Annotated in this window: 14 protein-coding genes and 2 tRNA genes; all 16 read right to left on the bottom strand. The window is 59.7% G+C overall.

Annotated elements, in window-relative coordinates:
- Positions 1-3 precede the first annotated feature (3 nt).
- The gene (locus tag QFZ30_RS06695; protein WP_307074632.1) at positions 4-1,146 is read right to left on the bottom strand and encodes a glycosyltransferase; all 1,143 of its coding nucleotides are present in this window, start codon (positions 1,144-1,146) and stop codon (positions 4-6) included.
- A 38-nt stretch (positions 1,147-1,184) separates the two neighbouring features.
- On the bottom strand, positions 1,185-2,846 hold the full coding sequence (locus tag QFZ30_RS06690) for a glycosyltransferase family 4 protein (RefSeq protein ID WP_307074630.1): 1,662 nt from the start codon (positions 2,844-2,846) through the stop codon (positions 1,185-1,187).
- A 107-nt stretch (positions 2,847-2,953) separates the two neighbouring features.
- Positions 2,954-4,750, bottom strand: coding sequence for a hypothetical protein (locus QFZ30_RS06685; protein WP_307074628.1), 1,797 nt, complete (start codon positions 4,748-4,750; stop codon positions 2,954-2,956).
- 223 nt (positions 4,751-4,973) lie between these two features.
- On the bottom strand, positions 4,974-6,026 hold the full coding sequence (locus QFZ30_RS06680; RefSeq protein ID WP_307074626.1) for a polysaccharide pyruvyl transferase family protein: 1,053 nt from the start codon (positions 6,024-6,026) through the stop codon (positions 4,974-4,976).
- Positions 5,983-8,943 (bottom strand): polysaccharide pyruvyl transferase family protein, encoded by a 2,961-nt coding sequence (locus QFZ30_RS06675; RefSeq protein WP_307074624.1) that lies wholly within the window; start codon positions 8,941-8,943, stop codon positions 5,983-5,985. The genes QFZ30_RS06680 and QFZ30_RS06675 overlap by 44 nt, the downstream gene beginning before the upstream one ends.
- A 740-nt stretch (positions 8,944-9,683) precedes the next feature.
- Positions 9,684-9,756 (bottom strand) — tRNA-Glu (locus tag QFZ30_RS06670).
- Between the two features lie 132 nt (positions 9,757-9,888).
- Positions 9,889-9,960 (bottom strand) — tRNA-Gln (locus QFZ30_RS06665).
- Between the two features lie 230 nt (positions 9,961-10,190).
- Entirely contained in the window at positions 10,191-10,382 is a 192-nt protein-coding gene (locus QFZ30_RS06660) for a hypothetical protein (RefSeq protein ID WP_307074622.1), read from the bottom strand.
- Positions 10,383-10,810: 428 nt separating this feature from the next.
- Positions 10,811-11,023, bottom strand: coding sequence for a hypothetical protein (locus QFZ30_RS06655; RefSeq protein WP_307074620.1), 213 nt, complete (start codon positions 11,021-11,023; stop codon positions 10,811-10,813).
- Positions 11,024-11,666: 643 nt separating this feature from the next.
- Positions 11,667-12,188, bottom strand: coding sequence for a hypothetical protein (locus tag QFZ30_RS06650; protein ID WP_307074618.1), 522 nt, complete (start codon positions 12,186-12,188; stop codon positions 11,667-11,669).
- A 115-nt stretch (positions 12,189-12,303) separates the two neighbouring features.
- Positions 12,304-13,041 (bottom strand): HAD family hydrolase, encoded by a 738-nt coding sequence (locus tag QFZ30_RS06645; RefSeq protein WP_307074616.1) that lies wholly within the window; start codon positions 13,039-13,041, stop codon positions 12,304-12,306.
- Positions 13,041-14,555, bottom strand: a complete 1,515-nt coding sequence (gltX, locus tag QFZ30_RS06640) for a glutamate--tRNA ligase (RefSeq protein WP_307074614.1) — start codon at positions 14,553-14,555, stop codon at positions 13,041-13,043. The genes QFZ30_RS06645 and gltX overlap by 1 nt, the downstream gene beginning before the upstream one ends.
- A gap of 69 nt (positions 14,556-14,624) precedes the next feature.
- The gene (locus QFZ30_RS06635) at positions 14,625-14,777 is read right to left on the bottom strand and encodes a hypothetical protein (RefSeq protein ID WP_307074612.1); all 153 of its coding nucleotides are present in this window, start codon (positions 14,775-14,777) and stop codon (positions 14,625-14,627) included.
- Between the two features lie 134 nt (positions 14,778-14,911).
- Complete coding sequence (locus tag QFZ30_RS06630) at positions 14,912-15,688, bottom strand: fumarylacetoacetate hydrolase family protein (RefSeq protein ID WP_307074610.1); 777 nt, start codon at positions 15,686-15,688, stop codon at positions 14,912-14,914.
- Between the two features lie 59 nt (positions 15,689-15,747).
- Positions 15,748-16,536, bottom strand: coding sequence for an MBL fold metallo-hydrolase (locus QFZ30_RS06625; protein WP_307074608.1), 789 nt, complete (start codon positions 16,534-16,536; stop codon positions 15,748-15,750).
- A gap of 60 nt (positions 16,537-16,596) precedes the next feature.
- Positions 16,597-17,928 carry a polysaccharide deacetylase family protein gene (locus tag QFZ30_RS06620; RefSeq protein ID WP_307074606.1) on the bottom strand — a complete coding sequence of 444 codons (1,332 nt, stop codon included), beginning with the start codon at positions 17,926-17,928 and terminating at the stop codon, positions 16,597-16,599.
- Positions 17,929-18,078 lie beyond the last annotated feature (150 nt).

The raw sequence follows: 18,078 nt of genomic DNA, 5'->3' as shown, positions 1-18,078 counted from the left end.
GTATCAACCCAGGGTATTTACGCCCAGTTTGGCGGCCAGCGCTTTCGCGAACCGGGTGCTAACCAGTTCAGGCGCGATTTCCTTAAGCGACGTCTGTAGGGCAGCAGTCTCAAAATTCTTGGACACCGACGCCAACTCTTGCAAATTCGTCGCATACGACGATGCACCGGAGTGAGGGTCGAAGTAGCGTGTGGATGCAGGGTCCAACGCTTCTCGCAACACCGGAGTGTCCGTGGCCAATACGGGCAGCCCGAATGTTTGGTACAACAGGGCGGCACCTGAGTTGAGGCTCCTGCTGTAGCCCAACAATCCGGCGTCAGCAGCATTGAGGAAGTTCTGTACACGGTGTTGAGGAACAGTCTTGGTATCAATCATCACCAAGGGGTGTGCTACGGCCCACTTCACAAAGTCCTGAACGATAGGTGCCTCATCGGCCGCTCCTGCAATCAACAACCTAAAGCGGAAGGGAGTGCGCCGTCGGCACAGTTCGTCAAAACCGTCGGCCAGTTCCTTAAGTCCCTTGTACGCCTTCAGCGCGCCGAAGAGGACAAAAACCAATTCGTCCGCATCCAGGCCAAGCGACTGTCGGGATTCTGAGCGGGAAAGATAGTTCTCGTACGCGCCTTCGTAGCTGGGATGCGGAGCCACAATGACTTTGCGCCCGTCAAGCCGCAAATGATCACCGAGAGCTGAAGCCGTCGCGTTCGCCATGACGTGCACAGCGTCTGCTCTTTCTGCAATTCCCTGTTGGAGCGCTAGGTCCACGTCGACGAACCGCGAATCGTGGGGGTAGATGTTATGCGCTGTCCACACCAATTTTCCGCCCGATTCCTTGAACCGATCGATACGTCCGAGAAACCCATTGGATTTCACCACCGCCTCGCGCTCGTTACGTGCACCGCCGATAACGCTGCTTGTCCAATGGAGATGCAGGCCGACGCCCGATGCCATGGGCTTCAGGTGCAACAGTTCACGGAGTCTGGTCACATCAAAGACGGGTGTCACAGCGAAGCCATGTCGTTCGAACGAACGGTAGAGGAGCGCCTGATATGGGTTGACACGTGCCACCGAGCCAAAGCCCAAAAGGAATGGCGCCGTTCCGTCGGGTCCGGCGGTCGAGCGAAGGGCCTGGAAACCCTCTGTCACAGGACTGCTCGGTCCCGGCTTGTATCCTTGCCAATCAACTAGCACTGAGAAATTCCCTCTCGATTTCGCGCCTTTTCGAAGGCGGCGGCATACCGTGGCCCGTTGAATTTCCACTGGCGTTGGGTGACAACCCACGCCCTGGCCTCGTCGGCAACACTTCGGAAACGGTCCGGCTGCGCCATGGCATTTTCCAGCAGGGCCACAATGGCCTGCGCCTCCCCGGGCGCGAAGGTGAAGCCGCGGGTTTCGCTGACAATCTCGCGCAATGCTGGAAGATCCGACACCGCCACAGGCACGCCGCAAGCCATTGCTTCAAAAGGCTTCAAGGGTGTGACGTATTTGCCTGCCCGCTCCGGGATTCGCGGCACGCAAAAGAGATCGATCAGCCGGTAGTAATCAACAATCTCCTGGTGATCGACGTGACCGACGATTCTCAGGTGCTCGGCAACACCCAAGTCTTTAGCGCATTGCCGGACGATTTTTGCTCTGGGACCACTTCCGACGAGCAGAAGTGTCGCTTCGATTCCTCGGGATCGGGCGATTGCTAGGGCTTCGACGAGAGTCTCTTGGGACTCGCGGTAATGATCCATGTTTGAGATGTACCCAAACACAAACGTATCCTCGAGGGCAATGCTTTTGACGAGCTTCTCCGGTTTGGGACCGGGAGTGAAGTTGCCAACATCGACACCATTTGGGATGAGGCCGATCTTCTCCGCAGGAATCCCTCGTCCCACCAGTTCGTCACGCATTGACGCCCCTAGTGTGAGGACGAAGTCAGCCGCATGCATGCACATTTCCTCTACCGCCATACGCCGCTGGAAAACTTCCCCCCGAGATTCCTGCTCCATTTCACTCGTCCAGTTACCCTCAAAGAACGACCGGACTTCGTAAACAAGTGGAAGCCCGGTTTTCTGTTTGAGCGCCAACCCGACCAGAGCGGTCTCGAAACCCCGCCGGCCTGAACTGACGTGAATAACGGAAGGTCGAATTATCCGGAGCCTCTGATACGCCAGCTCGGCAAACATCTCAAGGTAACGATCGACGGGTAGGGCCGAATAGTCGATGTCTCCGAGGTCCAAATGATGATGAGGGACAGAATCCAGGGGCGCAGAGGACCGGAAGTTGTTTCCGGCATGACGTCGGGCAAAGCCAGGCTCAGTAACGACGTGGGGCTCCAGTCCAGCCTCTATTTCTGCCAGAAAATTCGCGTGGCTTCGGGCAACGAATCCGTTGGAAAGGAAGGGACGCGACTCCTTCACCAGGTGCATGATGCGCCTACTGTTCATAGGCGGTACTTCGTCTACCGGCCCACTGATTTGCGGAATCCAGCCACTGAGCTCACGCAGCCTACCGGATGCCACTCGCATGGACGCTGGTGACGTCTTACCCAGCCTCGCCAGATCGAAGCTGACACGCAGTGCCAGTGAGACGGCGCCGGTCTTGCTATAAACTGCGCGGAGAGCTGTCAGAAACTCGGGTAACTCCGAGAACCGGGCATAGTTCGCCTCACCTATCGCGCGTGCGACATCATAACGGCGCGCTGCGACAAGTTCCTGCAGCCAACGGACGACGTCCGCCGCGGGAAGCAGTTCCGTGGAGGAGAGGAAGCTACTCGCGTTCGTCTCGTGGGCCGGCGCCTTGTAATCCACAAAGTTCCCATGGCCGAGACCCGCGTGTTTCACAGCGCGTTCCAGTGACATTTCATTGATCTTCCTTTGGTTGAGCGGCAGCCCATGACTGCAGGTCCAGTGCTGGGCCTGGCCAACTCGAACGAACGGGGTTAAATAGGCCGGCCAGCTGCCACCACTCAGCCTAGCAAGTGAAAGGCGAGGAGTTTTCCGGCAGCTCCTCGGGTGAAATTCAACGGAATCGATTCATCCGCCAACTTCGTCATCGCCTCAGCGTGAACCGGACCGTAGACTGCCCCCAATCCCAAATCAGTGGCCTTTAAATGGCCAGCGCTGGCCAGCTCTGCGATGCGTCCTCGAGAGGCATTGGTCCACAGGCCGTCTACCTCAGCCATGCACTTGAAGATGGCAGAGAAGCCGCTGGAAACCTTAGCCTGGTCCCCCAGCACCGTAAATGGGGTAATGTCCGCTGCAGATAGAGGGCCGCCCATCGCTTTGAGCCGTTCTTGGATGAAATCGTGATCCATGTTTTTGTGGGGATCGTCGTAACGGTGCCCGGCGACTTCGGGGTGTAGGGCGATCACAAGGTCGTTCACAATGCTTGGGGTTCCCTTCGCCGGACTCGGAAAGGGACTGAGCCGGGAATGTGCCAAAGCGACTAATCGCCTCATCTGGAACGGTCGGAATCCAACCATTGAAACACTCGATATTCTCCCGGAATGAATCGCGTTGCGGTAGGCCAAGTAGTGCCATTCTGAGCCGATCGCCGAATTGGGCTCAACGCCCAGGGTAGAAATGCCGTACTCCGCCTGCTCGCGGAAGGCCCGCGCCAACAGAGGGTCAGCAATCTTGTCTGCAATAGTACCCACTGACCGCCAGCCGTAGTTGCCCTTGATTGTTTCGGCACCGTGGCCGCCCACCGTAAATCCATCCGATACGACCGAGTAGTAGGCCGGTGCCACCATGAAGTCGTAGGCGCCGCTTGAAGCGAGGAACCAGAAACCAAGGTTGTCCTTAATTGAACGGGTCCGGGGCTTTTGAGGCACGCCCGCAAATCGACTCCCGAGGCTGAAATCAAAGCGTTCGGACAGCTCTGAAACCACTCGGTAATCGGTAGCGTGCTGTTGCGATTTATTAATGCAACTGAGGACGGAAGCTTGGCGTGCATTCGGTGACAAAAGTGCGGCGGCAATACACACCCTGGAGTCCAACCCACCACTTACCGAGAGTTTCAGGGCTTCCAACCCTGTACCCGCCAAGGCATCAATCAGGGAAACAAAACGCCGCGCCGAGTCTTTCAGCGCCTCGCCATAGGGCTCGGAGTCACTATCGGAAAACAACTCGGGGAGCGGCGTCACGCGCCGGTCAACTCGCAGCACGTCCCCGAGCAAAACTTCGGCAGTGACCCCTGGAGGCAGAAACGTGATTTCATCAACAACACTGTGGGGACTAAGCATTTGTCCGGCCATGGCGTTCCCCCATGCACGGGCGTGCGCGGCCACAGCGTTAACCGTGAGCGGGAGGTTCAGCGCCTTACGGACGCGGGACAATAGGAAGACAGAGTCGGAGAAGGCTACACAGTCAGCCTCAGCGAAACTAAATAGCGAACACATGCCGAAGAGGTCGTTGGAGATCAGGGCTCGGTCCCCATTCCATTCCGCGGAGAAATAGCAGCCTTCAACTGGCTCTCTGGCGTACAGGGCACCAAGGTGTATGCCCGCCTCGATGACACCCTGAAGGCCAAAGACGAGATGCTGCCGGTCGAAGTCGAGAGCATAGCCTCTGAATATCTGGCCCTCAGCATCAACATCGGACCGACCATTGCGCGCTATGTAGAGGAGACGCTGGTGGTCATTCAAAGAAATGTCAACGACATCCGCGGAAAAATTTGTCTGCGTGGCCCCGAGGCGCCGCATCCATGTCTTGACTGCATTCGCCGTGGACGAGGTCGCAATGATCAGTAGGTAATTGGACATGAAGATGACTCCGTAGTGCGCTCCGCCCGCAGAAATCCAAGCCCGGCGGGTCCCCCAATGGCAAGTGTCAATCATTCTAGCCTTAGAAAAAAACAGGCCTGACCAACGGGACGGTACGCGGGTGGCAATGGCAACTAGGGGAACGCGTGAGAGGGGGGAGTTGCGCGTCATCGCACGTTGGATCGACAGTCTGGTCCATCGAAGCCTTGCCATAGCTGCGGCGTCAGTTCGTTGAATTTGACACGGTCTGCAGCGCAGCCCTGACGTCGGCCAACTCAGCCCTCGCGAGCTCGTGGAAGGTCTTTCCGTGACGGGCCAGCGCCTCGGACTCCGTGCAAACATCGGCCACTGCTGGCAACGACTTAGGAATCATCATCGACGTCATCTGAGGCATGCCAAGACGCAACGAAAGGCTCTCGGCTTTAGATGTCTGCCTTAATGACCGCGACGGAATCCCTTGGGCTGATGCCGCAACTAGACCATGGAATTTGGCAGAGTAAAGAATGTCAATCTGGCCGATGGCCTGCACCATCTCTGAGACGGTGCTAAAAGCTTCCGCCCGACTTTCCAGGCGATGAGCTTTGAGTTGCGCAATCTCTTTCTCGCGCTGGATTCCAGTCGCCAGAACCAGCAATCTTAGCCTCAGCGCGCCCACCGCTTCGGCCTCCAAGAGCGCAGCAAGCACTTTCAAGTCGTAGGGCGTGACCGACTTATTCAGCACTATGCCGACTGTCCTCAGACTCCGCTGCTGCCGGGGCGGTTTCGGATGAAGGGCTGCGTAGGCGAGATCCGGGACCAACTTGACCTCCACGGAGGGGTCGAGGTTCTCCTGGATCCAGCGCTGGCTGGCAGGGTCCCGTGCACTGAACGAAAGTATATGTGCACCCGCCATGAAACTCTTAAGGCGTGGGATGACGTCGCTCCGGTGCCGTCCACTATCTTGCGCAACGCCTACCCCCGAGATAACAAGCGGCTTTTCGGTCCATGCCCTGTTCCAGTAAAGACTTGAGATGGACTCCGTGCGGATCAAGTCGCCACCGCCGATCACGAACGCTTCCGCGTCCGCGGCCACGGCAGCCGCCGGACGGCTTGTGTACGGCTTTTGCAGGAGGTCGTTGACGCGGAATGTACGACCACTACCAAGCAGGCCTCGCCATTGGCTCAGGAAAACCTCGTCACCGAAGTTTCCCCAGCCGAAGTAACCTATAAGCCCTGTCCGACCAAACGCAGAGCTACACAATTGCCGGCCCAAGAGCGCCTTCGGCAGGGGAAGCACTTTCAGCCATCAAGTGGTCTCCGCCCTCGGACCGTGCGGCATCGTCTAGCGCAAGTATGGACCGACCGGAAGCGAACATCAAAGCTTCCTTCTGCTCGGCCACGGCGTGGACATGGGAGATCCTGACGGACACCTTGGAGAATCGGCGCCAGCCTTCGGCCTCCCGACAATTATTCAGCACGACGACGGCTACAGAAAAGGGAACACGGCTCTCACCAGCAGTCAGGTAGCGGACGTGAATTGTGTCCTTGCTGCCACAAAGATCCTCCCGCAGAACGGAGTTTCCGATCCGGATGAAGTAGGCAATATTTCCCAGTGCCTTCGGGTTCTGGTATCGGTTCTCAACCTGCAAAGCAATCTCCACCGGGCCGTTGGCCTTGATGCGAATGTGGCCGTGCTGCTCGACCGTCTGTCCTCTCCACGGCTTTGCCGTCGGCAAGGATACGTGAATGGCACGCGGGGAGTCGAAAAGCACATTGAGTCGCCGCTCCGGGATATTACGGAACTTATTGGCCCTCCCAACCATCGGTTCGAAGGTGGCAGTTGCAGCAGGAGGTACATTCTTTTTAGAGGCAGATTCGCTCAGGTAGGTGGGTTTTTCACTTGGTATTCGGTAGACATTGGCGTTGTCGGGGCTGGCAGCAATCTCCGCACAGATGGCCTTGAGGGACGCGGCCGCATGCCGTTCCAAGTCCGAAACCTTCTCTTGGGTGGCCAGCAGGGGCACGCCCCCCAAGGCAAGCATGTGCCTGATGGCGCTGAGAAAATCTGCGTCCGGGTCTGTTATTTCCAAACACAGCTCCGCCGCTCCGACCTCGTCGAAATGTCGCGCCACTTTCGGATCATATGCAAGTCCTACGGTTGGCCGTCCTGCGCGGTGCGCCAGGAGGGCCGCGTGGAGACGCATGGCGATGACTCCGTCGACTACCCGCAAGGCCGAAAGGTAGTCATCGAGCCCGAAATCTCCGCCAAGGGCCACGAACGGTATCTGCTGCAGTAGAGATGCCCCGAATTTGGCAAGGATATCTTCGTCGTGGACGCCACCCAGCTGCATCGGCAAGCCAACGACAGCTATCTTCTCGGATGCCGCAATGTCATTTATCGCTTTCCGAAGTCGCTCGAGCCAAGCGCCCTGCTCCGCATTCCTCCAATGTCGCAGGTTGAGACCTATGAGACGGTATCCCTGTGCGCGAAGTGCTTCCAACTGTTCCGGGGCCGCTTCTGCAGTGGCCGAAATATCAACGGCGTAAACCGTGTCAGGGCTGACGGAAATTGCATCAGGTTCAATTCCCAAGCCTTCCAGGATTGTCCGCGAATCGTGGTCCCGGACGTTCAATTGACGCGCGGTGGAGGCGAGATACCGTACTTGCCGTCTTGCGTCGTCGTCGACGAGCGGACCGGCACCAATGCCGACAGTGTAGAACGGTATGTCAAGCAGATTGCCCATGAGCGGCAGGATGCCAAAACCTGCGATTGACATAGGGGCACCTACGAACAGACTGGCAATCCCCCCGGCCTTTTGGATGGTGTAATCGTGCCAGAGCCCGCCACCTCCTACCACAACGGCCGATGCCGTCCGGAGGACCTCGGACGCTCCGTGGTGGTCGGATCGCTGAAAGGACTGCAGGCCGTGATCGTGCTCGACTCGAATTGGTCGTTCCGACCCTACGTAGACCTGAACGGACGGATCGGCGTCACGCAGGTGCCAACTGATGGAGCGCAATATCATTTCGTCACCGAGGTTGTTGGCCCCATAGAAGCCTGAGAGAATCACCTTTCGCGCCCTGGGGAGGCTTTTCCGGAGCGTTGTCCTAATTTGCGCCGCCCGCTCATCCGAGAGCCAAGCAGCAGTATCCGGGCTGGCCGTACGAATCTCGTCAAAAAGACTCATCCAACGATGCTCGTAAAGATGAGAATTAATGAGTCTCTTGAATCCAGCAACCCTCATACGCCCGGCGCGCGCAGGATCGTTAAGAAGCTCACGAATGTTACGCTCAAGGTCGGCCTCGTCGTCGTAACCGAGAATTTCTTCGCCGTAGTCAAAGAAATGGGCCATCTCCTCGAAGCGGCCAGTTGCTACGATGGCGCCCACGCCGATGGATTCGAAGACCCCGCATTTGATGTTGATATAGCCGGCCCGAGTCAGTGGAAAGTTGACGTGGACTTTGCCCATCTTGAGTGCTTGTAGCGCCCTGTCTCCGCTGACGACTTCGCTTTCTGGCAACTCCCAACCGCGGCCGTAAACCTTGACGTCCAGGGTTTTGGCCAGGTGAGTCATGGCCGTGTTTCGGTCCGGCCGGTTGTTCGCATGGCCTACACAGATGACATCAGCGGAGAATTCGGGTGCATCCGACACCTCTTGCGTTACAAAACCGCGGTCGATGCCAAAAGGGAAGTAGATCGTGTTGTTGACGCCTTGCCCTTTGTACATCTCGAGGGCGAGGGCCGCATTCGTGGTATGGAAATCGAACACGTGGGCATGACCAGCCACAGAAGGGAAGACATCGGGATCGCTGAGTGTAATACCGACTAAGACGATGCCGAGGGCCTTCAACTTGGCTGCGTGCTCTTCCGTAAACGTGAGGCCACCGGCGCAGCAAATAATGATCTGCGGTTGGAAATTCCGCACAATCGACTCAATCTTGTCGAAGTCCACGTAGATTGGCCCGTGTCCTCCGGTAGCACGCGAAGGATTGTTAGTGATGCGATGCTTGGCCGTGTCGATGTCCAGGACGTGGTGCCCAAGATTACGAAGACTTCTCGACATCGACGACACAATATCCGTAGAGCCGTTAATGGACCTTCCCAGAAACAATACTTTCCAGTGGAATCCTTGGTCGAAGACGCGTGTCTTCAGTTCCTCTTTCAGCTCTCGAATCTGTTGATCCACGGTCGTAGGCGCTTCGTTCATCGGCATTGGTGGAGATCCTTACTGGTGTTTACAGACCGTCCAAGGGGAGTGTGTTTCTAGAGGCGGCTAAGGTGCACACACGTCTTGGGAGCCGATCGTCATTTGGGTCTGCCTCGAACGCACAAGCAGGGCCGTGGCGTTCCATTGCCAGCTTACCGGGTTCAACCCGTCGAAGGCGCACCTGACATACGTGGTATCCCACAAACAGAAGGGTTATAGGACACACGTGACGCAAGGGACGGGCATCTTTCCCAGCAGCTGCGGGAGGCAGTCAGACGTAGCAAAGACTGCGGAGCTCTGCGTGGTTGGGGTGCATGCATGTCTGGAATGATTCGTTTGTGGCCGTGCACTGCCTCGGATTGGGAAAACGGCTGCCGGTGAGCAGCGGAAAAGGTGCATGGGTTCCGGGGCAAGCCGTCTGGGTGACGTGCGGATGTGAGCCGGCGGTCGGCGCTTGAGGTATTTCCTGGCTGGCTGGCGAAATCTGCAGCCAGGCATATGTTGTTTCCTTCGCGTCGCACGGTCATTCCGCACGCACCGCGTGCGTGGTGCAGGAACATCACGCCACAGAACCCACTCACCGGCGAGTTCCCGGTCGTCGGGATCTGTCGTTTCGTGATGCTAGCTGATCTCTCTAGCCGGTGCTACGCGCATACCGCAGGATTACGAAGAAACCCCGCAACGGGCCATCGAGCGTCCTAACAACCCAAGAAACGGCCCCGGGCTGATGCCCGGGACCGTTATTGTGACCCCAGCGGGATTCGAACCCGCGTTACCGCCGTGAGAGGGCAGCGTACTAGGCCGCTATACGATGGGGCCGCGTACTTCCAGAACAGCATCTCTACCGTTCGGGCTAAGTGAGTATTTCATATACCTAGCCAGCGTTTCAAATCGGCGTGACCGGCTTGAAAAACCCCTGATTTTCCGCGGAAATCCGTGGATTTATCAGAGCTGGGATACCAGGACTCGAACCTAGAATGACGGTACCAGAAACCGTAGTGTTGCCAATTACACCATATCCCAATGGAACTTTTGGGCCGGATCCGCGGGTCTAAACCAGCGCTCCCGGCGCCTCAGCACGAGTAATTACTCTACCCGAGACTTTTCCTTCGCACAAATCGATTCGTGTTGGATGAGTCATGCTGGGGCGTGCCGCGGCAGTCAGGCCCGTAGCTCACTTAGATGGTCGGGGTGCCATACATTAGTATGCCGTCGTCGTCAGATCCAATGAGGTGACGCGGGCCATCGTGAGTTTAAGGATTGTCAATGCTCTGCCGTCCGTCGTGGTCCCCGGCGCCCAGTACAGCCCCGGCTGGAACTCCGGTCAGGGCGATGGTGATTGCCTGTCCATCACGGCGCAACACGGCCATGTTCGTTCCGAGACTGACCGTGGCATCAGTGAACCATTGCCAGGTGAAGTCTTTTGCCACCGCGGAACGAATCACGTCTTGGACGATCATACTGGTGCTGCCGTGAGTAACAGTACGGGTGGCGCATGGCGTGCCCGGAAGCGCTTGCCGCAGATCCACCGTCGCTCTATGGGACGAGATCCTGCGGACTGGAGCCGTCTCGGAAGTAGGCTGGTTCAGGCTCGTATAGGCAATTGTGGAGTGCGCCGAAGTGCTTGGGTTCCATTAAGACAGCCGCCGACTCTCAGAATAGTAGCCGGGAGTCTGCGCCGGCATTGGTCCAGGATCAACAGCCCATTGGACACCCTTCCTGAAAAACGACACGGTGCCGAGGTCCATGTGGGCATGGTACGCGGAATTTGAGCCGCCCTTTAGCGTTGCCGTGCCATCAGGAATATGGAGGGCTGCAAAGCCGGTGTGAGGATAAACGGTGGACTGCTTGGCAGGGAGGGTTCGGGGCGCGATCACCACCACATCAGATATGCATCCGGCTTCTGCGCGAACCGGCCAGCAACCCACGCAGCCACGGAAGCATCACCGCGCACGCGGGCGTCCCAAGCCGACATCAGTCCGCTAAGCTCCTTCGGCTCGGCATCCGCGAACGGACTCGGCCTGCCATCCGGATCCGTGCTGTTCATCGCATAATCGGAGACCTTCTCCAGAGAGGGCATTGCCACCGGCAGAGTCTCGTATGCGTTGTGGGCGTCGAATATAGCACTGTTATCGCCCTGCTTTGATACGTCCAGTACCCCGGACCCTCCTGTGTACCTCCGTCTGTGGTGATCATGCTCAGGGCCGGCCGGACTGACTTTGAAGTTGGCCGCGTTGTGAATTGCCCCCAGGTTTGTTGGCCCCCTTCACGAGAGTACCGCGGTCCTCGTGCAGGCACGTCTGCGGCCCTAGCCACCGCACGAATACCGTCACATCCAAGCCCGCCAGCTTCACCCAATCAGCGGCCTCGACGCCGCCAGCAGGAGATGGGATGAAGCCAGGGTACTCATGCCCTCCGGACCGCCCAGCAAGGTGCGTTGGGTGTCCGCTGCCAGCATGTCCCGCGCCTTAGCATCGCTTCCGGACAACCATCCGTATCCCAGCCTAGGTGTACGCATGACATAGAACGATCGCAACTGCTCCAGACTCAACTCAAGTGTCGAGTCGTTCCCTGCCGCACGAAGCAGCTGGCGGTGGACTGCCCCAGTAGCAGTGTCTGCTGAAGCGCCTGCAAGGGAATCTCGCAAGATCTGCCAGTTGGTGGCGACGCCTGGGCCGCCGGGCGGAAACGCAGGCCTACAAGCAGGCGGTGCCGCTGGCAATGCACAGTCACCAGCAAATCCAATCATGCCCGATACCGCCGGAATGCTCCCTGCCCCCTTGTTCCAAAGCCGCCACGGAGTTCGGAGATGCAAGTGCCGGCGCGGGCACAGCCTGCCCCACCGCTCCCAGCTGCCTGGAGGTGTCGGCCGAAAGCTGTGTGCTGAAACTACTCGCCCGCGCTTTTTGCGCCTCATACGTCGACGCCGCGATCCTGCCCGCCGTCAGGTCCGTGGGGGCAGTAGTCGCTACCAGCTGCTGCTTTGCCCGCAAGTTCTTCACCACAATGAGCTGATGTCCGCCCTTCTTTACCGTCGCCGCACGGAGCACCTCAGCCTTCATCTTCGCTGCAACTCCATCCATTGAACGCTGCGTCGATGCTGCCGTCAGTTCACCGCCCACAACTTTGAGCATCTCCAGCCCGGACGCGATGGCCCCCTTGATCACAAGCCCGTTGGCCCGCGCCAACTTCGGAACATAATCACGCGAGGCAACGTAGTCCTGCGCCGCAGAGTATTGGGCCTGTCGCAACGACGCACGCTGCTCGCTCAGGTGGCAGCAAATGCAGGCGGTGCAAGAAGGCTACTCAAGGTGATAATCAGTCTGGAAGGGACGATGTCGCAGGCGCCGGCGATGGGTACCGGATCTAAGCGTAGATCTGCTCCAGCGATGAGATCATCGGACCCTTGAAGTCCTCCCGAGGCTCCCCCACCCTGTTGAGCCAGACCCCCAACAGTCCGGCCGTTGTCGACCCCTCCGCGTCCAGCAGCCTGTTGTCACCCACGTACAGGGTGTCCGCCGGGACAGTCCCCAGGAGGCGGACGCCTTCGAGGTAGATCGCCGGCTCCGGCTTGGCCACTCCAACAGTGTCGGTGCCGACCAGGCGTTTGATCCGGTCCAGGCCGGCGCCGTCCAGTTTGGCCCGCTGGTAGTCGTGGACGTTGTTGCTCACCGCGCCATAGGGAACTCCGGCAGCGTCAAGGGCGTCAAGGAGCGGGGCAACATCCTCGAAGGCTTTAACGTAGCCGGGCTGGACGCGCCCATAAGCGGACAGCCATTGATGGGCCTCTTCGCCGTCGGCAAGCTCCACGCCGAAGTGGCCCAGGGCGGCCCGGCCCCGCAGAAGGCGCTGGTCGTTGAACGTTAGCTCGCCTGCCAGGTACCTGTCGTAGTAGTGCGTGGTTTCGTGCGTGAAGATCCTGCCGAAACGCTCCCACCCGGGCTGGTCCAGACCGGGCAGGAGGTGTTCGCTGACCTCGCGCAGGGCGGTGGTCATGGCGTATTCGAGGTCAACCAGGGTGTCATCAATGTCGAAGAGGACACCCCGGATGGTCCCGAAGCGTGACTTCAGAACTCCGGTAGCCCCCTTATCGGTATCGGTCATCAGCCGCGGAAGGTACGGAGCCGGCTCAGGGAAGAGTCCTTGCCCAGGATCACCATGGATTCAAACAGCGGCGGTGAGATGCGGCGTCCGGAGATGGCAGTGCGCACCGGTCCGAAAGCCAGCCGGGGCTTGATGCCGAGGTCCTCCACGAGCGCCTGCTTCAGGGCCGTCTGGATGTTTTCCGGCGTCCAATCCGGGACAGGCTCAAGGGCCGCCAGTGCGGCGTCCAAAACCTCGGTCAGGTTCGCCGGCAGTCCCTTCCTGGCATCGTCGGCGATGTCGATTGCATCGTCGGCTTTGAACAGGAACCCGAGCATCTCCGGCGCTTCGCCCAGCAGGGTCACGCGTTCCTGGATAAGGGGTGCAGCTTCCGTGAGGATCTCCTCCTGGCGTGCCGTGAGCTGCTCCCCCACGAAGCCGGCGGTCCGCAGGTACGGGACAAGCCGGCCCCGGAAGTCTTCGGGGTTGAGCATGCGGATGTGGGTGCCGTTGATGGCCTCCGCCTTTTTGATGTCGAACCGAGCCGGGTTTGCCAGCACATCCTGGACATCGAAGTATTCAATCAGTTGGTCCACGGTGAAGATGTCTTCGTCGGCCGACAGGCTCCAGCCCAGCAGTGAGAGGTAGTTCAGCAGGCCCTCGGGAATGAACCCTCGGTCGCGAAGGAGGAAAAGATTGGACTGCGGGTCGCGCTTGGACAGCTTCTTGTTGCCCTCGCCCATCACGTACGGGAGGTGGCCAAACAGCGGCAGGTAGCCAGCGACGCCGATTGAAATGAGGTAGCGGATCAGCACTACCTGCCGCGGCGTGGAGGAAAGGAGGTCCTCACCGCGCAGCACGTGGGTGATCCCCATCAGGGCATCGTCCACGGGGTTAACGAGCGTGTACAAGGGTGAGCCGTCTGCGCGGACGATGACGTAGTCCGGGATGCTGCCAGCTTTGAATGTGATATCGCCCCGGACCAGGTCGGTGAAGACAACGTCCTCGTCAGGCATCCGGACGCGCAGGACAGGCTTGCGTCCCTCGGCCTTGAAGGCCGCGAGCTGCTCTTCGGTGAGCTCGCGGTCGAAATTGTCGTAGCCGAGCTTGGGGTCGCGGCCGGCGGCACGGTGGCGCGCTTCGACTTCCTCCGGGGAGGAATAGCATTCGTAGGCGTAACCGGCCTCAAGGAGCTTGGCGACGACGTCCTTGTAGAGGTCCAGCCGCTGCGACTGCCGGTACGGCTCGTGCGGGCCGCCAACCTCCACGCCCTCTTCCCACGTGATTCCCAGCCACTTCAGGGCCTCCAGCAGCTGCTGGTAGCTCTCTTCCGAGTCACGTGCCGCGTCCGTGTCCTCGATCCGGAACACGAACGTGCCCTTGGTGTGCTTGGCGTGGGCCCAGTTGAACAGGGCTGTCCGGATGAGGCCTACGTGCGGTGTTCCAGTGGGTGAGGGGCAGAACCTGACGCGCACCGGAGTATCGGCAGTGACGGACGGAACGGAGGCAGCAGTCGAGGCAGAAGCAGTAGTCATAGTGACGTCAACTTTACCGCTTGCCGCGGACTGCCCAAGCGGCGACAAACCGCGACGTCGGTGAAACAGTCAGCGCCGCCGTCGTGCCCTTAGCCGGTGCACAACCTGGCTGGCCAACACCAGCCGGACCAGGTAATAGCAAGCCAGCACAATGCCGGCGCCGGCGAACACCAGCCCCAGCCACACGGGCCCGTCAAGCCAATGAACAGCACGCGCGGCCATCAGGAAAGTTCCCAGAGAACCGGCAGCAAAAATCAGGAATGAGCGGACAGTGCCCACCCTGGATTGGCGCGAGCGCGTCTTAGCCCAGACCGCCGGCCTGGAGGGGACCCTGCGCACTTGTCAGCGGCCTGTTGCTAGCGTCGGACCACAGGGTTGGACAGGCGTCCGATGCCTTCGATCTCGACTTCGTAGCGGTCGCCGGCCTGCACGAGTCCCACACCGGCAGGGGTGCCGGTCATGATGACGTCGCCGGGCAGCAGCGTGAAAGCCTGCGAGACGATGGAAACGAGTTCGCGGACGCCGCGGATCATCTGGCTGGTGCTGCCGTCCTGCCGCAGCTCGCCGTTGAGCCGGCCCTGGATGCCCAGGTCCTCAGTGTCCAGTTCGGTTTCGATCCACGGGCCCAGCGGCGCTGACGTATCGAAGCCTTTTGCACGGGCCCACTGCAGGTCCGTTTTTTGGACGTCGCGGGCGGTGAGGTCATTACCGCAGGTGTAGCCGAAGATCACGTCATCAACGCGCTCTTCCGGAACGTCCTTGCAGATCCGGCCGATGACCACGCACAGCTCCGCCTCGAAGGACACCTCATCAGAGAATTCCGGCAGCACGATCGGATCGTTGGGGCCGATGACGGAGGTGTTCGGCTTCAGGAACAGCAGCGGATGCTGCGGGATTTCATTGCCGAGTTCGGCAGCGTGCTCGGCGAAGTTGCGGCCAACGCCGATCACCTTGCTGCGGGGAATGATGGGGGCCAGGAGCCGGACGTCTTCAAGCTTGTGCCTGACGTGGGTACGCTCCACGCCGTGGAAGAACGGGTCACCGTTGATGACAGTGATTTCCTCACTGCCGGACTCGCCATCAACAACGCCGTAGAGGGGATCAGAATCGACTACAAACCGGGCAATACGCATGGTTCCAAGCGTACCGTCTTGTGTCCCGTACCGATCGACGGTGCCGTTAGCTCTGAATCTCATACCCAGCTGCGAAGGTATTCGAGCTGCGCAGACACGGAAGTTTCGGCTGCCCACCTGACGGAAGGATCGACGTCGGGATAGACAGCGTTGGTGACCGCAGAGATCGATGCTTCCCGGCCAAGTTCTGCCAGGGCGGCCCTGATTTGGTCGAGCCGCTGCTCGCGGTGCCTACGATACTCGCGGCATTTCTGATCGAGGGCCGGCAGCACCGGGCCGTGGGCAGGGAGCAAAGTGGCCGGGCCGAGCGCTTCAAGCCGGTCCAGGCTCGCCAGGTAATCGCGCAGGCGCCCGTCAGGGTAGTCCAAGACGGTGGTGCCGCGGCCGAGGATCGTGTCCCCGGTGAGGACCGAGCCCGTTGCTCCGTCGCCTGGCAGGTAAAAGCAGAGCGAGTCGGAGGTATGACCGGGTGTGGCCACCACGCGGATTTCAACGCCACCCGCGTTCAGGACCTCACCGTCCCCAAGCGGCTCGCCGCCATGGCAGTACTCGGCGGACGCTGCCCGGACGGGCGCGCCGGTCAGTTCATGAAACCTGGCCGAAGCCGCTGTGTGGTCTGCGTGCCGGTGCGTAATAAGTACGACGCCGACCACGCCGGATGCCGCGAGCTCAGCCATGTGCCCTTCGTCTTCAGGGCCGGGGTCCACCACTGCCACCTGGCTGGAGCCGGGCTCGCCGATGACATAGGAGTTAGTGCCCTCCAGGCTCATGGGCCCGGGGTTGGGTGCCAGCCGGAAGCGCGTCAGCTCTGTGCTGCGCACGATGGAGCGGGGGCCGTCCAGGATCATGGTTCCATCTTCCCACTTGAAGTAGGCCAGACGCAGTGACCTCGCCAAGGCGTACGGCAGCTATGCAGCCAGCAACTGGGGCTCTTGCACGTGGAGTTCCCCGCCGGAGACGGGCGTTATGCGAATCCGGACTCGCGGAGTCCCGGTGAGCGGCAAAATGATGTATTGATGCACCTGTTGGAAGCCCGTCGCGGGATATAAGGTGATGTACGTCTCAGCATTGAATGATCCCGGGTTGGCCGGGTCGAGAACCTCTACTTTGACTCGCAGTCCGGTGTTCGAGCGCATCGCGACGCGGAGCTGTCTGGCAGAGCCTGCGTAGATGCCGGTGGGAACATCTTTGAACAAGGCCAAGGACTCAGATCCGCGTCGTGCGTATGTGACTCCTGAGTCTGTGCGCCGAGCCCAGTTAGCGGCCAACCCGTTCCAACCATTCCATCCAGCCTTGAAACTGGAGCTGACGGACAGAAGGTCATGGCGGGATGAAGTTGAGAAGCTTGACATCATGAGCCCGGTGGTCGTGAGAATTTCCAGCCGACCGGCATCGCGTTCGCGGGCGCACCATGCGAAGAAGCCCTCGATGGCCTGCAAGTCGGTGTCGTCCACAAGGCTGGGGTGGTACATGAAGCACACCCCCCTTCCCTGTTTCCGGGCGGCAGCGATGAAGTCCGGTCCGCGGCGCGCGTAGTCCGCGTTTTCAATGCCCACATGCACATTGCCCATACTGTCCAACGGGTTTCCTGTCATTGGCCAATAGCCGGGAACATAGCCGGTCGACATTGCATGTTGTTGCGTAATCAGTCTCCCCGCAAGGTACGTCTGAAACGAATGCTGGGTTTTGCCCCCTGCGAAACCCAGGTACTGTGTCCCGCCGACTCCAGGAGGAATGAACAGCTCAAGAGGCAGTTTGGGCAATGCCGCTGACAGCGCATTGCGCGCACCCACGATTTCTTCCCGAAGACGCTGTGATGTGGCCGCGTCGCTGTGGGTGGCGCCATGATTGGCGATTTCCAGGCCGTTAGTAAGAGCCAGCGCCTGAAGACGGGGGAACGACAGGTTGTTGCTGCCGTTGGTCCCGGTCTCCACCTTGAATATCTGCGACAGGGCCGCGATAGTAACCGGAATGCCGTACTTCTGATGGAGAGGAAGGAGCCGGGATTCAAATTGATTAAGGTGGTGGTCGCAGCGGAACGCGATGGCCACTTTGCCGCCGGTCCCGATTGCGCCACCTCGTCGGGCCACGAATGCATCAACGAGCTCCGCGTTCGGCGTAAACGGATAACTTTCGGTGACGCTGCTGGCGGCGCTGGCAGGCGCCAAGGTGGCCGCAGCACCGAAAACACCCGCGGACAGGAAGCTCCGTCGACTTAGTGGCTTCGAGCCGATCGACATGTAAATCCCCCCAAAGATTCAACTCGTCGTGCCGGTGCTGCGGCAAGTATCCTTAGCATAATTCACCAATGTCCCACCGGCACTGGAAGACGGTAGCGCAGGCCCCGGAAGAACGAAGTCTGTGGATTCACACCGGGATGAGCACAATCC

This window comes from Arthrobacter pascens (assembly GCF_030815585.1).
In the GTDB taxonomy this organism is placed as follows: Bacteria; Actinomycetota; Actinomycetes; order Actinomycetales; family Micrococcaceae; genus Arthrobacter; species Arthrobacter pascens_A.
Note: the sequence above shows the minus strand (reverse complement) of the source record. Positions and strands in the feature narration are given on the sequence as shown.

Bases quoted from the DNA above. Each gene is read 5' to 3' on its own strand.
- QFZ30_RS06690 (WP_307074630.1), bottom strand. From the start codon at position 2,846: ATGTCACTGGAACGCGCTGTGAAACACGCGGGTCTCGGCCATGGGAAC.
- QFZ30_RS06685 (WP_307074628.1), bottom strand. From the start codon at position 4,750: ATGTCCAATTACCTACTGATCATTGCGACCTCGTCCACGGCGAATGCA.
- QFZ30_RS06675 (WP_307074624.1), bottom strand. From the start codon at position 8,943: ATGCCGATGAACGAAGCGCCTACGACCGTGGATCAACAGATTCGAGAG.
- QFZ30_RS06645 (WP_307074616.1), bottom strand. From the start codon at position 13,041: ATGACCGATACCGATAAGGGGGCTACCGGAGTTCTGAAGTCACGCTTC.
- gltX (WP_307074614.1), bottom strand. From the start codon at position 14,555: ATGACTACTGCTTCTGCCTCGACTGCTGCCTCCGTTCCGTCCGTCACT.
- QFZ30_RS06635 (WP_307074612.1), bottom strand. From the start codon at position 14,777: ATGGCCGCGCGTGCTGTTCATTGGCTTGACGGGCCCGTGTGGCTGGGG.
- QFZ30_RS06630 (WP_307074610.1), bottom strand. From the start codon at position 15,688: ATGCGTATTGCCCGGTTTGTAGTCGATTCTGATCCCCTCTACGGCGTT.
- QFZ30_RS06625 (WP_307074608.1), bottom strand. From the start codon at position 16,536: ATGATCCTGGACGGCCCCCGCTCCATCGTGCGCAGCACAGAGCTGACG.
- QFZ30_RS06620 (WP_307074606.1), bottom strand. From the start codon at position 17,928: ATGTCGATCGGCTCGAAGCCACTAAGTCGACGGAGCTTCCTGTCCGCG.